Annotated in this window: 20 protein-coding genes; 7 read left to right on the forward strand and 13 right to left on the reverse strand. The window is 46.2% G+C overall.

Going from position 1 to position 17,341, the window contains the following annotated elements; translation table 11 throughout:
- Nucleotides 1–40 precede the first annotated feature (40 nt).
- Entirely contained in the window at nt 41–826 is a 786-nt protein-coding gene (locus ACZIX4_RS19785; protein WP_463337388.1) for a sterol desaturase family protein, read from the reverse strand.
- 257 nt (nt 827–1,083) lie between these two features.
- Here ACZIX4_RS19785 and ACZIX4_RS19790 point away from each other — a divergent pair, with 257 nt between their 5' ends.
- On the forward strand, nt 1,084–1,509 hold the full coding sequence (locus ACZIX4_RS19790; protein ID WP_463337389.1) for an Hsp20/alpha crystallin family protein: 426 nt from the start codon (nt 1,084–1,086) through the stop codon (nt 1,507–1,509).
- Between the two features lie 61 nt (nt 1,510–1,570).
- Here the strand turns inward: ACZIX4_RS19790 and ACZIX4_RS19795 are convergent, their stop codons facing one another.
- Nucleotides 1,571–1,807 carry a hypothetical protein gene (locus ACZIX4_RS19795; RefSeq protein ID WP_463337390.1) on the reverse strand — a complete coding sequence of 79 codons (237 nt, stop codon included), beginning with the start codon at nt 1,805–1,807 and terminating at the stop codon, nt 1,571–1,573.
- A gap of 125 nt (nt 1,808–1,932) precedes the next feature.
- Between ACZIX4_RS19795 and ACZIX4_RS19800 the strand changes: the two genes are divergently transcribed.
- The 3 genes from ACZIX4_RS19800 (at nt 1,933) to ACZIX4_RS19810 (ending at nt 3,359) form a co-directional block, all read left to right on the forward strand.
- Nucleotides 1,933–2,190 carry a hypothetical protein gene (locus ACZIX4_RS19800; RefSeq protein WP_411409332.1) on the forward strand — a complete coding sequence of 86 codons (258 nt, stop codon included), beginning with the start codon at nt 1,933–1,935 and terminating at the stop codon, nt 2,188–2,190.
- 72 nt (nt 2,191–2,262) lie between these two features.
- Nucleotides 2,263–2,913, forward strand: a complete 651-nt coding sequence (locus ACZIX4_RS19805; RefSeq protein ID WP_463337391.1) for a hypothetical protein — start codon at nt 2,263–2,265, stop codon at nt 2,911–2,913.
- Nucleotides 2,910–3,359, forward strand: coding sequence for an NUDIX domain-containing protein (locus tag ACZIX4_RS19810; protein WP_463337392.1), 450 nt, complete (start codon nt 2,910–2,912; stop codon nt 3,357–3,359). The genes ACZIX4_RS19805 and ACZIX4_RS19810 overlap by 4 nt, the downstream gene beginning before the upstream one ends.
- Here ACZIX4_RS19810 and ACZIX4_RS19815 read toward each other — a convergent pair.
- From ACZIX4_RS19815 to ACZIX4_RS19830, 4 genes are all read right to left on the reverse strand, one after another.
- Complete coding sequence (locus ACZIX4_RS19815; protein ID WP_463337393.1) at nt 3,348–4,340, reverse strand: hypothetical protein; 993 nt, start codon at nt 4,338–4,340, stop codon at nt 3,348–3,350. The genes ACZIX4_RS19810 and ACZIX4_RS19815 overlap by 12 nt on opposite strands.
- Before the next feature lie 108 nt (nt 4,341–4,448).
- Nucleotides 4,449–7,310, reverse strand: a complete 2,862-nt coding sequence (locus ACZIX4_RS19820; RefSeq protein WP_463337394.1) for a vWA domain-containing protein — start codon at nt 7,308–7,310, stop codon at nt 4,449–4,451.
- Nucleotides 7,294–7,812 (reverse strand): RNA polymerase sigma factor, encoded by a 519-nt coding sequence (locus ACZIX4_RS19825; RefSeq protein ID WP_463337406.1) that lies wholly within the window; start codon nt 7,810–7,812, stop codon nt 7,294–7,296. The genes ACZIX4_RS19820 and ACZIX4_RS19825 overlap by 17 nt, the downstream gene beginning before the upstream one ends.
- Nucleotides 7,813–8,094: 282 nt before the next feature.
- A complete protein-coding gene (locus ACZIX4_RS19830) occupies nt 8,095–8,940 on the reverse strand; it encodes a DUF6929 family protein (protein WP_463337395.1) in 846 nt (281 codons plus the stop codon).
- Between the two features lie 70 nt (nt 8,941–9,010).
- On the opposite strand from ACZIX4_RS19830, the gene ACZIX4_RS19835 reads away from it, so the two are divergent.
- On the forward strand, nt 9,011–9,907 hold the full coding sequence (locus ACZIX4_RS19835; protein ID WP_463337396.1) for a PPK2 family polyphosphate kinase: 897 nt from the start codon (nt 9,011–9,013) through the stop codon (nt 9,905–9,907).
- 108 nt (nt 9,908–10,015) lie between these two features.
- Here the strand turns inward: ACZIX4_RS19835 and ACZIX4_RS19840 are convergent, their stop codons facing one another.
- Nucleotides 10,016–10,348, reverse strand: coding sequence for a hypothetical protein (locus ACZIX4_RS19840; protein ID WP_463337397.1), 333 nt, complete (start codon nt 10,346–10,348; stop codon nt 10,016–10,018).
- 96 nt (nt 10,349–10,444) lie between these two features.
- Complete coding sequence (locus tag ACZIX4_RS19845) at nt 10,445–10,969, reverse strand: outer membrane beta-barrel protein (protein ID WP_463337398.1); 525 nt, start codon at nt 10,967–10,969, stop codon at nt 10,445–10,447.
- A gap of 208 nt (nt 10,970–11,177) precedes the next feature.
- Here ACZIX4_RS19845 and ACZIX4_RS19850 point away from each other — a divergent pair, with 208 nt between their 5' ends.
- Complete coding sequence (locus ACZIX4_RS19850) at nt 11,178–12,584, forward strand: MATE family efflux transporter (RefSeq protein WP_463337399.1); 1,407 nt, start codon at nt 11,178–11,180, stop codon at nt 12,582–12,584.
- A gap of 1 nt (nt 12,585) precedes the next feature.
- On the forward strand, nt 12,586–12,825 hold the full coding sequence (locus tag ACZIX4_RS19855; RefSeq protein WP_463337400.1) for a hypothetical protein: 240 nt from the start codon (nt 12,586–12,588) through the stop codon (nt 12,823–12,825).
- A gap of 261 nt (nt 12,826–13,086) precedes the next feature.
- On the opposite strand, the gene ACZIX4_RS19860 is transcribed toward ACZIX4_RS19855, so the two are convergent.
- From ACZIX4_RS19860 to ACZIX4_RS19880, 5 genes are all read right to left on the reverse strand, one after another.
- The gene (locus ACZIX4_RS19860) at nt 13,087–13,500 is read right to left on the reverse strand and encodes an SRPBCC family protein (RefSeq protein ID WP_463337401.1); all 414 of its coding nucleotides are present in this window, start codon (nt 13,498–13,500) and stop codon (nt 13,087–13,089) included.
- A gap of 3 nt (nt 13,501–13,503) precedes the next feature.
- A complete protein-coding gene (locus tag ACZIX4_RS19865; RefSeq protein ID WP_463337402.1) occupies nt 13,504–14,007 on the reverse strand; it encodes an SRPBCC family protein in 504 nt (167 codons plus the stop codon).
- On the reverse strand, nt 14,007–14,324 hold the full coding sequence (locus ACZIX4_RS19870; protein ID WP_463337403.1) for an ArsR/SmtB family transcription factor: 318 nt from the start codon (nt 14,322–14,324) through the stop codon (nt 14,007–14,009). Before ACZIX4_RS19870 ends, ACZIX4_RS19865 begins: the two co-directional genes overlap by 1 nt.
- Before the next feature lie 26 nt (nt 14,325–14,350).
- Nucleotides 14,351–14,731 (reverse strand): MauE/DoxX family redox-associated membrane protein, encoded by a 381-nt coding sequence (locus ACZIX4_RS19875; protein ID WP_463337404.1) that lies wholly within the window; start codon nt 14,729–14,731, stop codon nt 14,351–14,353.
- A gap of 188 nt (nt 14,732–14,919) precedes the next feature.
- Nucleotides 14,920–16,878: a trehalase family glycosidase gene (locus ACZIX4_RS19880; protein ID WP_463337405.1), complete on the reverse strand. Its 1,959-nt coding sequence runs from the start codon at nt 16,876–16,878 to the stop codon at nt 14,920–14,922.
- Nucleotides 16,879–17,341 lie beyond the last annotated feature (463 nt).

Genomic DNA, 17,341 nt, shown 5'->3' on the forward strand with positions numbered 1-17,341 from the left:
ACTGTTGGTTAACAGCGTAAATATAGTCAAAACAGTTTATTTATGCTTTGCGACCAATTGTTTTTGGGAAGCGCTGTGCCTGTAGCCGGTCGTATTCCCTCACATAATCAGGGTTTTCCGTTTTCAGTAGCCTGTCCCACACCCTGAAATACAGGCCGTAATTCCCTTTAAACTTACTGTGGTGCATGTTGTGGTATACCGATGTTGCCAACACTTCGAATAGGAGGGTTTTTCGCAGCCATCGTGGTGCTATTTCGTATCCTAAATGCCCGTATACATTGATAATGAAGCCAATGAGGGTAAACAGCACTATGGTGATTTTGTGGATGGGAACCAGCATTACAATGGGAACCAGTACGAGTGCTTCAGCCACAGCCTCAAGCACATGGAACGAATAAGCGGTAAACGGCGAGGGGTTTACAGAACGGTGGTGCACCGAATGGGTGTGCTTGTAAAAGTGTTTGGTATGTAGCAACCGGTGCATCCAGTAGAAATAAGTGTCCTGGATTACAAGTGCCAGCAGCAGGCTTACAGGTATATACCATAATGGGTGTAGGTGTATATCGTTGTAAATCAATGTGTAATTGTTGAATGGGCTGCGTATTATGGCAAAGGCTACTAACCCAAACACCAGTGCCGACTGCATAGAATGGCCTATTTCGCGGGTGAAGTCTTTCAGGCGGGCGTTCCGTGCCTGTATCTTTAAATGCTGTAACTGCTTGGGAAACAGTTTGTAAAATACTATAAAAGCCAGTCCTGCTATTACAAAATATCGGATGATGTTCATTCCTGTAATCCCGGCTATTATCCTTGCTGCATTGTCCATAACCAAAGTGTTTTAATTGTACTACAAAGTTAATTTCCATAGGGTTACAGCAGTGCCTGTTCATTGGTCGATATGTCCTGTTCAGATAGGTATTGGTACTCAACCTGAAAAAATGTCTTGTTTATGAATGGTTTAACAAGTAAAAGTGACAAAAAGTCATTTAAGCTGTCGTTTTGACATGTAAAAATGCATTGGTACAAAACTTGTCTATTAGATAAGCGTAAACAAGATTTCTAACTTATAAAAAGACAACGAATATGAACCTTATTAAGAGACACCACAGCAACACATTCCCTAATGTAATGGACGAAATTTTTAAAGACTGGAGGGGCGGTAGCCAATTGGTAAACAGGGTAGTACCTCCCGTAAACATTAAAGAAACCGAAACTGCATTTAGTGTGGAGCTTGTGGCACCGGGCCTTAAAAAAGAGGATTTTAATATAGAAGTAGACAAGGGCCTTCTTACCATTTCGAGTGAGGCGAAAGCAGAGAACGTTCAGGAAGACGGCAAGTATACCCGCAGGGAATACACCCATACTTCATTCAAAAGGGCGTTTACACTACCCGAAACGGTAAACGAGGACAGCATCAACGCTAACTATGCCGATGGTGTACTAACCCTTACCTTACCTAAGAAAGAAGAAGCACAACCGAAAGCTAAAAGGTTGATAGAGATTTCATAATGATGATTGGTTAGTTGGTTTTTTTCAGGAAAGCGCCCTATAATGGGGCGCTTTCCGCATTTTATGCCAACTGCGGTTCGTTTATTTCGGTACGTTTTACACTGAAGGCAGAACCCACGATATAGCTGCTGATGCCCAGGCATACCAGTGCCACCACGCCGTGCAGCGCCGCAGCCATGTAGTAGGTAGTGTCCGATTGAAGTTCGTTTGTAAGGTTATAGCCGGCTATTGCGGCAATAAGCAGGAACGGAAGTAGTATCAGCAGCCTCATAATCGTTTCATTTTTAGGTTTCTGCATGCAAGGTCAGGCTTTTAACTATTAATTTTTGCCAATGCACTCATAATAAAGCGTTAAAACTCCGTTTAAGCTTTCATTACGCGGCTTTGTTTTAGCGTAATAAGATAATTTGTATTTTAGGGCCTATGAAACTGTATGAGTATAAGAAACTGAATGATGAGGAGCAGTACCGGGTGCTATGGGCACAGGGCGAACTGATAGACGGCTGCCTGGAAGGGCATGTGCGTAAGCTGCTGTATGCCATAGATAATTTTTACGTGGAGCTGTGGTGCCACACGGCTACCAATAAGATATTGTGGAAGTTAAGCTTTAAGCAGGGCAAGTTGTTGGAGAAGTATTTAGACAAATACCCCGTAGACAGGATGCTGGATTTCAGGGCTTAGCATTTCACAATATCGTCATAAACACACCACAGGGACGCCTGTAATTTCTTACCTTTAATCAAAATTACAGCTATGGATTTCAACACCCTTATAAAAAAGCTGATGCCCCCGTTTATGGAGGTCCGCAAGGAAATTGCCGTGCTCAAATTTAAACATCCGGGCAAGGGCGCACAAGAGGTGGCTAAACTATACCGTGCGCAGGTGCGCCGCAAGTATACCTCGGTGGGGGTGGTGAGCGCGCTGCCGGGCGTTATCCCCGGTTTGGGTACTGTGGCACAGGTAGCTATAGAGGCAGGAGCGATTTCTGCCGATGTGCTACTGATGCTGCGCTGGATGGCATCGTTATGCTACGGCACCGGGCTTATTTACGGGCAGGATACCGAGGCCGACTTCGACGACCGCTTTACCGTGGTACTTGGGCTTTGGAGCGGGGTAGTAGTGCCCGAAAAAGCGGTGCTTACCGTGGGCGAACGCATTACCGTAAAGCACTTTGACCAGCATATTACCGACCGCATCCGGAACCGCATGAACCAGAAAATAGGCCGGAAGCTGGTTACCAAATACGGTTCTAAACGTGGTGGCGTGGCGCTGGGTACGCTGATTCCGTTTGGGATAGGCGCTGCTGTGGGCGGTACGTTTAACTACGTTACCATGTCGCGCTTTGGCGAGGCTGCCGAGGAATATTTCCGTAGTGAAAATATGGAATATACCGTAGCCGAATGAAGCTGAGCGCAGGTATACTGCTGTATCGGAAAGGGCAGGAGGGTACTGAGTTTTTCCTTGTGCATCCCGGTGGGCCGTTCTTTGCCAAAAAGCACGAGGGCTGGTGGACGATACCTAAGGGTGAACCCAATGCAGGCGAAGAACTTCTGGCCTGTGCCCTACGCGAGTTTACTGAAGAAACCTGCTATAGACCCCAATCACCATTTACAGCACTTGAACCCATTACCCAAAAGGGAGGTAAAACCGTACATTGCTGGGCGGCTGAGGGCAACCTTGACCCACAGGCAATAAGCAGTAATACCTTTGAAATGGAATGGCCGCCAAAGTCAGGTAAAATGAAGGCTTTCCCTGAAATAGACAAGGCAGGCTGGTTCGGTTATGAAGAAGCCAAAGTATTGATTAACGAAAGACAGCAGGCGTTTTTAGATGCTGTATTACAGCCCTAAACGCTCTTTTGGGGCAATTGTAAATACCGTAACGGGTTTTGTATCTTGTTGTTGGTATCCGTAACCGTAGCTGCTACGCTCTTCAGGGGTGCCGCGCTCTATAGGCATTTGCTCATCTTCCACAGATAGTATAAACTTGTCGTTTTCATAACTGTTTCCCCCGAAACCATGCGTTTTTTTAAAGCCATACTGCTTTATTTCGCGGTTAAACAATTCAGGGTTACTTTCATGATACATAAAGCTTACCATACCCCTTTCGGTCGTAACCACCTGTAGTTTCAGGTCGTTAAGGTAACGGAAGCCGTTATACCCATCGCCGGGGTACATGTACCACTGTATGTTTACTGAGTTAAGGTAGTTTTGTACCGGTTTGCCGGGCTGTAACAATACTATTTTCATCAGGTCGGCCAGTGCTACCGGCCTGTTTTTAAAGCCGCTGTATTTATTCAGGTCACTGTCTGTTACAAGTATGCGCATTACATCAGGATGTTTTGGCAGGTAAATCAGGGCTACTTTTTGCCATTTCAAAAATTTATCCAGGCTGTCGCTTCCTATTACTACCTTCAATTCCTGGTCTTTACGGTCGTTATCGGTAAATTTTACCATGAGGTACGTATCACTATTTACTGCCGAAGACGACCTGCCGTTTGTAATGGTACCTACTGTAAATACCCCTTCTTTTTCAAGGATGTCCATCACCCGGTTTTTAGAATGATGTGAAAGGAAATAACAGAAAATAAACAGGAACCCAATAGATGCTACCCACACAGTAGTACGCTGTTTCTTTTCCTGCGCTGCATCCAGTTCGCGGTCTTTAAGGAGCCATGCGTCAAGCGACAGTGCAAGTGCAGCGGCAGTACAAAGCCCGCCTACTATGGTAAACAATGTATTCCATTGGAAGAAAATATAGGCATCAATGCAAAATGTGAAGAATAACGCCACGCAAAGTGTGATGGCCGGGTAAATTATCCTGTTCAGCATAAGGTCGGTTTTTGGCAAATATAGCCAATAACCACTATTTTTCAATAAAAAAAAGCCGCCGGGAAAGACTTCCTCGGCGGCTTACATAACTGGTTGGGAAATGGGTATTTACTCTATCCTTCCGGCGAGTTTTATAAATTCGTTCTTATAGCCGTCGCGGTCGCGTTTTATGCCCTGCGTGGCGAGTTCTATAATGGCACGTGTCTGCTTATTTGGTGCCAGCTTGCTGTCCCTCAGCTTCAGCCCGAACCATGCCACTGCGGCGGCAAACTTAAAGTCGTACGACGTATCAGCAAGCGTAGCCGTTTTGTTGGCTATAACCTCAGTCATTTCGGTACTGGTATCACCATCAGGCTGTTTGTAACGGAATTTCACTGTGGCGAGTTCGTTACCAAACTTGGTATGGGTTTCACCGGTAAGGGTATATTTCAGTTCCGGGGTTGGGGCAAAGCTGCTCTTAACACCCACCGGGATAATCTCGTATAATGCGGTAACGGTATGCCCGCTGCCCATTTCGCCGGCATCTACGGCATCGTTGGCAAAATCCTCGTCGTGCAGCTTACGGTTTTCGTAGCCAATGAGCCTGTACGCCTGTACGTTGGCAGGGTTAAACTCTATCTGTATCTTCACGTCTTTGGCTATGGTATACATTGAGGCGTTAAAGTCCTTACGCAGGAAACGGTCGGCCTCGTCAAAGTTGTCTATATAGGCATAGTTACCGTTGCCTTTATCGGCAAGGGTTTCCAACTTACTATCCTTATAGTTGCCCATACCGAAGCCAAGGCAGGTAAGGAACACGCCGGTTTTACGTTTTTCTTCTATTAGTGTTTGCATGTCCTGATCTGACGACGGCCCCATGTTGAAGTCGCCATCCGTAGCCAGCACTATGCGGTTGTTACCATCGTCTATAAAGTTTTCCTCGGCTATATCGTAGGCCATTTTTATACCGTCGCCGCCTGCAGTGCCGCCATCGGCTTTAAGCCTGTAAATGGCCTGTATTATGGTTTCCTTCTGGTCGCCGGGGGTAGAATCCAGCAGCAGCTGTGCCGAACCCGCGTAGGTAACAATAGCCAGGTGGTCGTCGGCCTTCATTTTGTCTACCAGCAGCTTCATACTCTTTTTAAGCAATGGCAACTTATTTTCGGCATCCATAGAACCCGATACATCAATTAGGAACACATAGTTGCTCGACGGCAGGCTGCTTTCACTCAGTTCCTTGCCTTTAAGGCCAATTTTCAGCAGGGTGTGCTGCGGATTCCAAGGGCAGGTGCTGTACTCGCTGTTTATAGAGATAGGGTCGTCGCCCTTCGGTTGCGGGTATTTGTATTTAAAGAAGTTAATCATCTCCTCTATACGCACCGCATCCTTAGGCACGGTTTGCCCCATGTTGATGAACCTGCGGATGTTAGTATAGCTGGCGTTATCCACATCTATGGCAAAGGTAGACAGCGGTGCCGTAGCCGGGCTTTCGAAGCGGTTTTCCTCAAACGAACCGTATTCCTCGTTGTTGTCTATCGGTATCTTAAAGCCTTCGTCGTACTTGCGCAGCTCGTCCTCCTTAATGCGGAACTCATCAATAATCTTGTCCAGCTTTTCCTTTTTTTGCTTGCCAAGCTTTTGTGTTTTGATGATAACCGCGCCGTTTACCGCCTTGCCACCGTATACTTTAATCGCATCTTCCTCTTTAATAATCTTATACGATTTTATATACGCAGGATCCAGCTGCTCTACAATACCGGCCTTTACCATAATGCCGTCTATAATATAGAGTGGGTTGGTATCGGCTTCCATGTTACCCAGGTAGCCTGCTTTTACATCCTCCTGTTCTTTGGCTTCTTCTTCAGATACGCCATCTTTATCGGCACTGTTCCATGTATATGTATTGTTTGTAGCCAGAGGCTTGGTGCGGATATTGTCCTTACGGGTTATCTCCATCTTTAGCCTTTCAGCTTTAGATGGCTTGTAGTTTTTAGTAGTTCCATATCCTACAACTACCACTTCTTCCAAAGCCTGCGAACTTTCCTGTAACTGGACAGTGAAATTCATCTTGTCGCCAAGCTTAATTTCCTGTGTAGTAAACCCAATGTATGAAACTACCAGTATATCTCCCTTATTGGCTTCAATAGTGAAGTTGCCATCAACATCTGTTAACAACGACTTCGTTGTATTTTTTATATAAATACCTACCCCAGGGAGTGGCAGCCCGTCTGTAGCAGAAACAACCATACCCGTATACGTGGCCACAACAAGGCTTTTCTTGCCTTCCGGGGCGGCTTCTTTGACAATACTATTGTTAAACCTCTTATCACCGGGCTTATTAGCATTGGCATACAGTGCAGCCGGGTCTGCTACGGCACTGTTCAGGAAACTGTTTTGTACCAATGCATTGTTTGCAGGCGATGTTTTTTCTAATTTTTCAGTATCCTGATCCTTTGACCTGCCGGCAGGTACTAACTTAATCTTATCACTGCTCGAAAAATATTCAGGGTTGCTATCGCTCTTACTTGTAGTAAATCGCGCACCCCTATTGAAATACACTGAATCATTTTCAGCTTTAACAATGTCGCCTTTTATCTTGAATTGGTTATCCCGCTCTTTAGCCTTTTCAACCTGGGTATCTTCGTAAGCAACAGTATTCTCAGTTTGCTTAACGTCGGTTTTAGGCTGTACGGCCTCTTTAACTGCTTGTGTATCTATAGCCGGTGCCACGGTAACCTGTGGCTGCGCCGGGGTTACTGTAGGTATCACTTCTTTTTCGGTGCGCATCAGCGTAAAGCCAATGGTAAGGAACAGCAGCAGCATGGCCGCTATGCCGGTATATTTCCAGCGGGTGGCGGCACGGCGGTCCTTATCTCGGTCCAGCTTGTCCTCCACACGGTTCCACACGGCATCCATACGGTCGAAGCCCTTCTGCTCCTGCTTGCGGGCCGCGTCTTCAAATTGCTTGTATAGTTTATCGTGATTTTCCATGGCTGTTCTCGTTTTGATAATACATAGTATTTACCAGTTCCTTCAGTTTTGTCCGCGAGGCATTCAGTTGCGATTTAGAAGTGCCTTCGGTAATGTGCAGCATCTGCGCAATTTCCTTATGCGAAAAGCCCTCTATGGCAAACAGGTTAAAAACGGTACGGCAGCCCTCGGGCAGGTACGTTAGCAGGTGCATCAGGTCTTCTTCTTCAAGACCCGAAGAATATTGCTGGGACGGTTCGTCCTTTCGGCCCATGTCTTCTATATAAATATTAAAGTTCACTTTTCGTTTCAGGGTAAGCAAGCACTGGTTTACGGCTATTTTTCGCGCCCATGCCTCAAAGGCTTTGTCCTCCTTCAGCTGGTCCAGCTTGGTAAAGATGCTGAAGAAGGCATCGGCTATGGCTTCTTCTATCTCTTCCTCACTTTTAAGGTACCGCTTACAAGTATGGTACAGTTTGGGTGCTAACAGCTCATACACCTGCCGCTGCGCATCGCGCTGCATTTTCCTGCATGCTATTATGAGTGTTTCTGCTATCACTATTTGTGGCTTTTTTTTATATAGATAACATTAGTTGGCAAAAGGTTGGGAAGGGAGTGAAAAAAAGTTTTCAGTCGCAGTTTTCAGTAAGGCAACGGTATCGGTCATTGCGAGCGGAGGTACGGAGCGCGGCAATCTCATAAAGCTCTCATAAAGCATTAATAAACAATGAGATTGCTTCGTTCCTCGCAATGACTGCTCCGGCAACCAACCACTATCACTGAAAACTGTGACTGCGACTGAAAACTATTTCCCCACACTAAGCTTATACACCACGCTTTCTCCGGCATCACTGTCTGTGTCTTCGCAAAGCAAAAACTCCAGTGTTTTAGCGTCTTCCTTGTATAGTGTTATCCCTTCAAATTTATTTTTCTCGCTTATGGTTACCGTCTTTTCCACTTTCATTTTATCGAGGTTCATGCGGCCCAGGAGCGTACCCGCTATTTCGCCATCGGCATACGTGGAGGTGGTATTTTCGGCGGCGGCTATAAAATACAGCTTACCGTTGGCCAGGCAGGCATCGGTAAATGTGGCGCGTACCCCGTTTATTTTGGGCAACTTAATATCGTTATATATAATCTGGAATGCGGTGTCGTTCATGCTGCCGTTCAGCGTGAAAACACCGTTCCTGCCCTTGGGGCCGTTGCCACGGTTCAGCAGGTACCAGGTATCGCCATCGTTTACAGCGGCTTCTATATTAAAATCTTCCGGGGTCATTTCGGCGAAAGCCTGCATGGCCAGGTAGAGGTCGGTAGCGTCTATGGCAGGCAGTAGCGCCTTGGTCCTGGCATCCACATGGGCTATGCTGTTACGGTTTGCCGCCGAACCCGAACCTACAAGGTAAATGCTGTCGCCCTTTAGGGCAATGGCTTCGTAGTCGGGCTTTTCCTTTTTCGGGATGTTTTCAAGTGTTTCGGTTGAACTTTTGCTTACCAGCGTGGTTTTTTCCAGTTTTTGTGTTTCGGGATGGTATTCATACAGCATGCGGCTGTTGTCTGATACAAGGTAAACCGCCGCGTTGTGGTACAGCAGCCCCGAAGCCGAGGATATACCGATGATACGGTACAGTATTTCGAGTGTGAACTTTTTCATAATGTTGGTTTCCGCCCAAAGCAGGTGCGGGTTTATTTACTATATTTATGTAAAGGTAATGTTATTACACATGAAACACATCCACCCCAAAGATTTTGTGGTTACCGCCCCGTTCTCCATAAACGACACGCCCACTACTATTGACCTGAAGGCATCGGACACTGCTAAAAAAACGGCACTTGCTGAAGTTGGTAAGGATTTGGGCAAGCTCCAGGATAAAATGTATGCCAATAACCGCTATTCGGTACTCATTGTATTGCAGGGCATGGACACCAGCGGAAAGGACAGTCTTATAAAGCAGGTGTTTAAAAATTTTAATGCGCGTGGGGTAGTGGTCTACAGCTTTAAGCAGCCCACATCTGCCGAACTGGAGCACGACTACCTGTGGCGACACTATATAGCTTTACCTGAAAAAGGTAAGTTTGCCGTGTTTAACCGTTCGCATTACGAAAATGTGCTGGTAAGCCGTGTTCACCCCGAGATTATACTGAATGAAAACCTGCCGGGCATAGAAGCTGTGGAAGATATACCTGATAATTTATGGGAACAGCGCTTTAAGCAAATCAATCATTTTGAAAAGCATATTGCCCAAAATGGCACCATAGTGCTGAAGTTCTTTTTGCACATAAGCAAGGAGGAGCAGCGCCAACGCCTGCTGCGCCGCCTGGAACTGAAAAACCACAACTGGAAGTTCAGCCCGTCTGACCTTAACGACCGCGAAAACTGGGACAGGTACCAGCAGTATTATGAAGAAGCGATAAACAATACAAATCACCCGCATGCGCCCTGGTATGCCATACCCGCCGATGATAAAAAGACGGCACGCCTGCTGGTAGCCAAAGCCATTTTAAACGAGCTGGAAAAATACAACTTCCACGAACCGGAAGTAGATGAAGAGGTTTTAGAAAATATAAATGTGTATAAGCGAAAGCTGGAGAGTGAAAGCCCCCCGGCCCCAGAAGGATGAATTTCAGATTTTATATTTTATATTGTAGATTGAGCTTCACTCATAATGAAAGCTTAGTTTTCAGTCACAGTCTTGGCCAACAACCAACAACTGACAACCAACAACCAATTAACCAAGCAAATCCGCCAGTTCTTCACTGCTCAGGCAGATGCCCAGGTGCGCCACTCTCTCATTATCCTCTTCTTCACCGTCTATAAAATACAGGGGGATTTCGGCAGTGGCTTTGCGCTTGCGTATACTGTCGGCCGTCATACGCCCGTGCGATGGCTTGGCGGCGTAGTTTATCACTACGGCATCGGGTTTAAGGATGCCGATTTTGCGGTATGCTTCGGCGCCGTCGGCCAATTCGTAGCCTACCACACTGTGCGGCGGTATTTTACAGGCGGTTATAAGCGCAGATGCATCGGCATCAGTACACCAGTCTATAACAAAAATCTTCATGGGATGGGTCGCTATGAATAACAAATTTATAAAAAAACCTGTAGCACAGCTACAGGTTTTTTATGAACACATACTTAGGTTATATAAAAAATGGCTTTACAGTTTAAAGGCGTATGCCACACGCAGCGCTATCTGGTCGGTACGGAAATCGTTGGTACCTTCATATCGTACGCTGATGTCTATCGGGTCTAAGGCATAACCCACGCCCGGCGCCCATAAGAAGGTAGTTTCGTCATAACCGTTGGTTACCGCAAAACCGGCACCGGCTTCACCCATTACATAAAACTGGTCTTCCCAAACAAAGGCTTTAATACCCAGTTTTGCAGGGATATAGCCCAGATCTTTAAAATCGTCTTTGGCAAAAAGGTTAGTAAAACCTGTGGTAAGCGTCAGTGATGTCCTTTTGGTAAGGTCATATTGCAGCCTTACATCGGCGCCAAGCCCCCAATCAAAGTAATCGCCTGTGGCATAGCTACCGTCAATACCTACACCCAGGCGGAAACGTTGTGGGTAATTGTCTATGGCTTCTTCGCCGCTACCTGTTATTTTTTGGGCAAATACGTTCATCCCGAACAGCATTACAGCGCCCATTAGCATCATTTTTAAATTCATCGTCTTCATGGCTTCTTCAATTTTCTGTTACGTTAGTAGAACAAAGGTAGGGGCTGCGGTTTGAGGAAAATTGTAAGAACTCGTTAAAATAGTATCAAAGAAATAATAAAATTAAGAATACTACTACTTATGGTGGTGATTTGTAATTATTTAGGCTGTAGGTGTATTTCAATTAAAGGAAACCCAATACCTTTGCAGACTCAATTTTCATCATAAAATGCCACTCAGTATATATATAAAGGAGTTCAGGCCAAATTTCCAGTTGGCTTACCCTGTTATCCTCGGGATGATAGGGCACAACCTTATTGCCCTTATCGATAATATTATGGTGGGCCACCTTGGCAGTGCCGAACTCGCTGCCGTATCGTTGGGCAACAGCTTTGTATTTATAGCCATGAGTGTGGGTATCGGTTTTTCTACTGCCATAACGCCCATAGTAGCCCAGGCCGACGGCGCTAGAGACCACAGCCAGGTGCGCTCGGCATTCCACCACGGGCTGGTGCTGTGTATTCTTATGGGATTATTGCTTTTCAGTATCATATATTGTGCAAAGCCCGCTATGGCGCTCATGGGGCAACCCGATGATGTAATAGCACTGGCATCGCCGTTTATAGATTTGGTGGCTTTTTCACTGATACCGGCCATTATTTTCCAGGCGTACAAGCAGTTTGCCGACGGTATGAGCAAGACCAAGTACGCTATGTATGCGGTGCTGTTCAGCAACATTATACACATACCTATAAACTACGTACTGATTTACGGCGTATTCGGATTGCCGAAAATGGGTATGATGGGTGCGGCGGTAGGCACAGTGATTTCGCGTATTGCCCTGCTGGTGTTTATGCACATAGCCGTGTCGCGCGACAAAAAACTGGGTGAGTATACCAAAGGTTTCAGCCTTTCGGAGATAAAAACCACCATGCTGAAGAAAATCAGCGCGATAGGGTTCCCATCGGCCATGCAGATGTTTTTTGAAGTGGCGCTGTTTACCTCGGCGATATGGCTTTCGGGCTTTTTAGGGAAGACCAACCAGGCGGCCAACCAGATAGCGCTGAGCCTGGCCAGTTTTACCTTTATGTTTGGCATGGGGCTTAGCGTAGCTGCCATGGTACGTGTAGGCAACCAAAAAGGCAGGCAGGATTTTGTAATGCTGCGTACCGTGGCACGTTCTATTTTCCTTATGGCAATAGTGATTGAAACGTTTTTTGCACTACTGTTCCTGGCGCTGCACAATGTGCTGCCGTACCTGTTTGTAAATACCGAGCACGTGGGTCAGGTGCAGGACGTAGCCGAAGTAATAAAAATAGCCGCCGAATTGCTTATAGTTGCTGCTGTTTTCCAGCTGAGTGATGGCGTGCAGGTAGTGGTGCTGGGTGCACTGCGCGGCCTGCAGGATGTAAAGGTGCCTACGGTAATAACCTTTATAGCCTACTGGATTATTGGTTTCCCGCTGTCGTTTTACCTTGGGCTGAAAACCCCGCTGGGAGCTACCGGTATATGGATAGGCCTGTGTGCCAGCCTTACCGCTGCCGCATTATTTTTGTATCTTCGCTTTAATTTTTTAACCAACCGTTATATACGCGAAGAACGTGAAACTTTAAACATTAAACTTGAAACAAATTAATATGGAATTACCAAAATTCGTACTGGCAGACAATACCGATTTCCCTGAAGATATCTTTGTTATCCACCTGGATTACCCACGTTTTATCATCAACCTGAAAGATGATGAAATAGAATTTTTAGAGGAACCGGAAGAAGACATCGACGAAAACGAGCTTGAAGCAGAAATGGAAAGCCTTATCAACCAGGCTAACGATTTCTACGACCGCGAAATGGCACGCTACGAGGAAGAAGCTGAATAGTTTTCAGTTTTTCAGTCGCAGTTTTCAGTAAAACAGAGAGTGAAGTTTTTCCATTTCGAGCGAAACGCAGTGTAGTCGAGACACCGAAGGTTCAACGAAGTTAAATCTCTTTTATATTGAGAATCAAGATGTCTCCACTCCGCTGCGCTACGGTCGACATGGAAGCAATAAAAAAATGGCTGCACATTGCAGCCATTTTTATTTTCAACGCAAAAGAGATTTCTCCATTCCGCTGCGCTGCGGTCGAAATGGAAGAAACTATTAATTCTCCTCAGTGTACTTCTTGTAATTATTAAGTATCGCCTGCCAGCCGCCCTTTTGCATTTCTACAGGGTTCTGGTTTTCAGGGTCAAAGGTTACGGTAACCTCAGTAGCATCACCATCGGGAGTGAAAACCACAGTTACCTCCCTGCCGTCGGGCATGGTGTAGGTAAAGCTTTTACCCGGTTCAATAGCATTATAGGTCGCTTCAAACTCAAAACCAAAGCTTCCGTCCTTAGCCTCCATACGTGCAGCATATTTTCCGCCCACCTGCATATCGTTTGATGCGGCAGGGCAGTGCCACGACGGGTCGGCAAAGTTCCATTGGGTAATGTGTTTCGGGTCGGTGTAGTATTCCCAGGCTTTCTTATTATCGGCATGTACTGTGGCAGTAATGGTTATCTTGTCGCTCATTGTTTATTTGTTTAAGGTTAGTAGCAGTTCATCAAGCTTTTCGAGGGTAGCCGTCATACCTTCTTCCATACCCATATTGATTATGGTCTCCAGGTCGGCCAGTGACTTGTAGGTAACTACCGTTTCTACCAATGCATTTTCGCCCTTATCGGTAAACGTCACTTTCCAGTTGGCACGCGGCAGGTCAGGGTTAATGTTGCCCTCAGCATCGCTAAAAGCATCCAGCGCCGTGTAGAAATCAATAGGCTGTATGGTAATGTACTCGGTAAAGCCCCAATACTCGGTGCCGTTTGGTTCTACCATGGCATAGTGCCAGCGCCCGCCTTCGCTAAAGTCCATGGTTTTTGTCTTTGTAGTCAGTGGCTTAGGGGCAAACCACTGTTCCAGCAGTTCACTTTTGGTATAGCAGTCCCACACCAACTGGCGGCCTGCCAAAAATTCGCGCCTGATAGTAAGCGTATTGTTTTCCTTATCGGCAAGGAAATCAAACAGGAGGTTATTTTTCATTATTGTTGTTTTTGTATTGTGGTTAAAAGTTCGTCGAGCTGCTGGAAACGCGTTTCCCATATCTTACGGAACTGTTCCAGCCAGTGGTCTATCTCTTTCATCTTATCTATTTCCAGCTGATAGTAAATTTCTCTGCCGTGTTGCTGGGGTTTTACCAAATCGCATTCTGACAGTATTTTAAGGTGCTTGGAAACTGCCTGCCGTGTGGTGTCAAAATGCTCGGCAATGGCATTAGGCGTCATGGCCTGTGCAGCAATCAGGGTGAGTATAGCCCTGCGGGTAGGGTCGGCTATGGCTTGGAATACATCTCTTCTCATTATTATAAACCTGTAATGTATATCAATTACTTCCTGAACAGCGGCAGGATTTTTTCCTTATCGTTAACCATTGCCCATACTATAACGGCAATCAGTATGGCAACAATCGGCAAACCTGACGGTGCCATATAAATATTAGCCAGCAGTATACCAACCAATAATGGGGTAAGGACAATAGCGCCCAGCGCCCTGGTACGCGGAAAGATGAGCAACAGCCCACCCAGCAGTTCCCCAAAGCCAACCAGCGGCATCAGCCAGCCTATTGCTGCAAAAGCTTTACCGGCATTAACCATTTCTTCAGGCATGTCTTCCGGCATAGGCATGTAGTGGAAAAATTTATCAAGCCCCGCATTGATAAACATAAGCCCGGCAAGCAGGCAAAGGATAAAAAGTATCTTATTTTTCATATCTATTAATTTTAATGAAACCAAATGATTGCAAATATATGTGCAATCATTTGGTTTCGCAAGTTATTTCGACAGTTTTTTATATGGCACTGAAAACTGCGAACGAAAGTTGATAACTGTCACTGCGACTGTATACTGTTCCCCCTTTGCTGCGCCAGTTCGGCAAAGCCTCGTGTGGGGGTAGGAGCTTAATCAGGGTCTTCCAGCGCATCCAGCCTTTTTATATAATCCTCAGGCAGCAGGCTCATGCCATACTGGTAGCTGGCGTTCATCCACCCAAAGCCCGAACGTGTAATATAAGCGAAGTCGGTACCCACATTGCCATATTCGGCATACACCTTATGGCTGCCGCTTACCACATCATACTTTTCGGGTATGGTGCCGTTGTAGTCTACGGCATTTCGGGTTATCATATACAGCCAGCGGTACATCATTTCATGCGCCTCGTCTTTATGTCCGTAATTTAAAAGCCCTTTCCAAAGCATCATTTGGTGCGGTGCCCATCCGTTAGGGTAGTCCCACTGCCGCTGTACATTATTTATAGCGTACTTTTTGGTGCTTTCTTCAGACGATGCCAAAAAACCACCCTTCGCTTTCAGTTCGTGCATAAGTAGGGTAACCAGCTTTTCTGCCTCATCCTTATCGCACAACCCGGCCCATAGCGGATAAAAATTGGTAGCCGACATAAAATCGGTACGTTTCTGCTCCTTTATATTATAGTCGAAATAACATTCGCGTGTATCATCCCACAGGTAGCGGTGCATAAGTTCCTTGCGCTGTTTCGCCTTACCTGAAAAATAACCGGCGGTATAGGTTTTTCCGTCGGTGCCTTTAAGCCCATTTTTAAAGTAGGTGCCTAACAGATATTCCAAATCCTTCTCATATTTATATAGGAGAGCATTTAGGTCTACGCAATTCAGGTCGGCAGCCACGTCGTCCAGGCGCCAACTGGTGTCGTGCCCGCTTTCGCGCAATGTGCGGTCGTGCACAAAATACCTGCCCAGCCCCGGGCTTTTAACCGCCCCGCTTTTGTACCCGGCTTCAAACTCCGCTTCAGGTAATCCGGCCTTCTTTGCAAACTCCTGTATAATTTCTTTAAAATGTCCCGGTTCCGTTTCGGGCGGTATGCCTATCCCGTCGGCGTAGTAACGGTTCAGCCCCGTTTCGGGCGTATAGCGTTTGCCCTGCATCCACACTATATTATATTCCTGTATGCATATAGCCACGCTTTCGGCCAGCCATTCATGGTCTTTTTCGGGCATTGCTTCGTAAACCTCCCTTATAAAAGACGACAAAAACGGCGGCTGCGTACGCGTCAGGTAATACGAGCGGTTGGCATTAAGTATTTTTCCGTAATATTTTACCTGGTAGCAAAAGTTGTCTACCATGCCCTTGGCCAGGTCATACCGTTCGTCCAGCAATAACCCAATGCCTTCAAAATAGCTGTCCCAACCGTACATTTCGTTAAACCTGCCGCCCGGCACCACAAACGGCACACCTTTATTATTGTCTATTTTAAGCGCCAGTATCCCCGGCTTATCATTTATCGACTTCACATATTCGGCAGTAATCTCCTCAGGCAGTATCACCACATCAAGGTTAGGCCTGTTTTTTTGCAGTTTTTTAAAGTAAGCCACGCCCACACTGTCGTTATATGGCACATACACGCGCTGCCGGGTATCGTGCATTTTTTCATCGCCCGCTATACGGTCCAGCCCCTGCGCATCTACGCTGCGTGTAAGGTCGTCCCAAAACTGGGTGCGTATGCGGCGGCTTATGCGTTCGGCGGGTGGTTCCTGTATACGGCTCAGGCTTATAAGCAGGCTCGGTTGCAGGCTGTCGTGCGCTATGGCCAACTCCTGCAGCAGGTTGCTCAGGTAATACGTATTGCGCAGTATCACGGTATCACCCTTGGTACTGTGCAAAAAATAGTCCTTATTGGGCGGCGCATCGTCTTTGGTAATGCGTTTATCGCCGTCGGTATCATATCCTGCAAGCAAATCCTGCATGGTTTTTTCCACGGGAAGTTCAAAAATCGTCTGGCTTTCGGTAAATTTATTGCTGCAACTCATAAAAATGGGGGCAGTAAGGCCGGCAATAACTGCCCACCTTACCATTTTATATATGTAACAATCCTCTTTTTTCATCTTTTTTGTACTGCGTACAACCTTAAAATTAAAAAATAGGGGAGGGGTGAGCAAATATGTAAGGCGGGTTAACATATAATTATAATGTAATGGGTTTTTTAAGGAGCGGGGTATTAAGCGCATTTTCAGCCGTCGTCGTACCTGCCTTCCGCTATATCCCTCCGCTGCGCTGCGGGGATGCTGCTCCAGTCAGGGCTATAAGCGAGCGGAATTTTGTATTTTCAGGCTTTTTCGGCTTTTGCCGTCAGGGAAAAGCCCCTTCGTGTCCTCTTTAATATATGTAGCTTCGTGTCCGTGGTGAAACCCTTTGTGCCCGTTGTGGTAAAAAAGCGGTACACTATATATGTATAGCCTCCTTCTTTGCGGAACTTTTGGCCTTCTTCGCGCTCCTTCGCGCGCCAATTTCCACAAATGGTTAAAACTTAAAAAAACTTTCATTTCCAACGGTTGTTGTATCAGTTAG

The sequence above is a fragment of the Flavobacterium niveum genome, assembly GCF_055231775.1.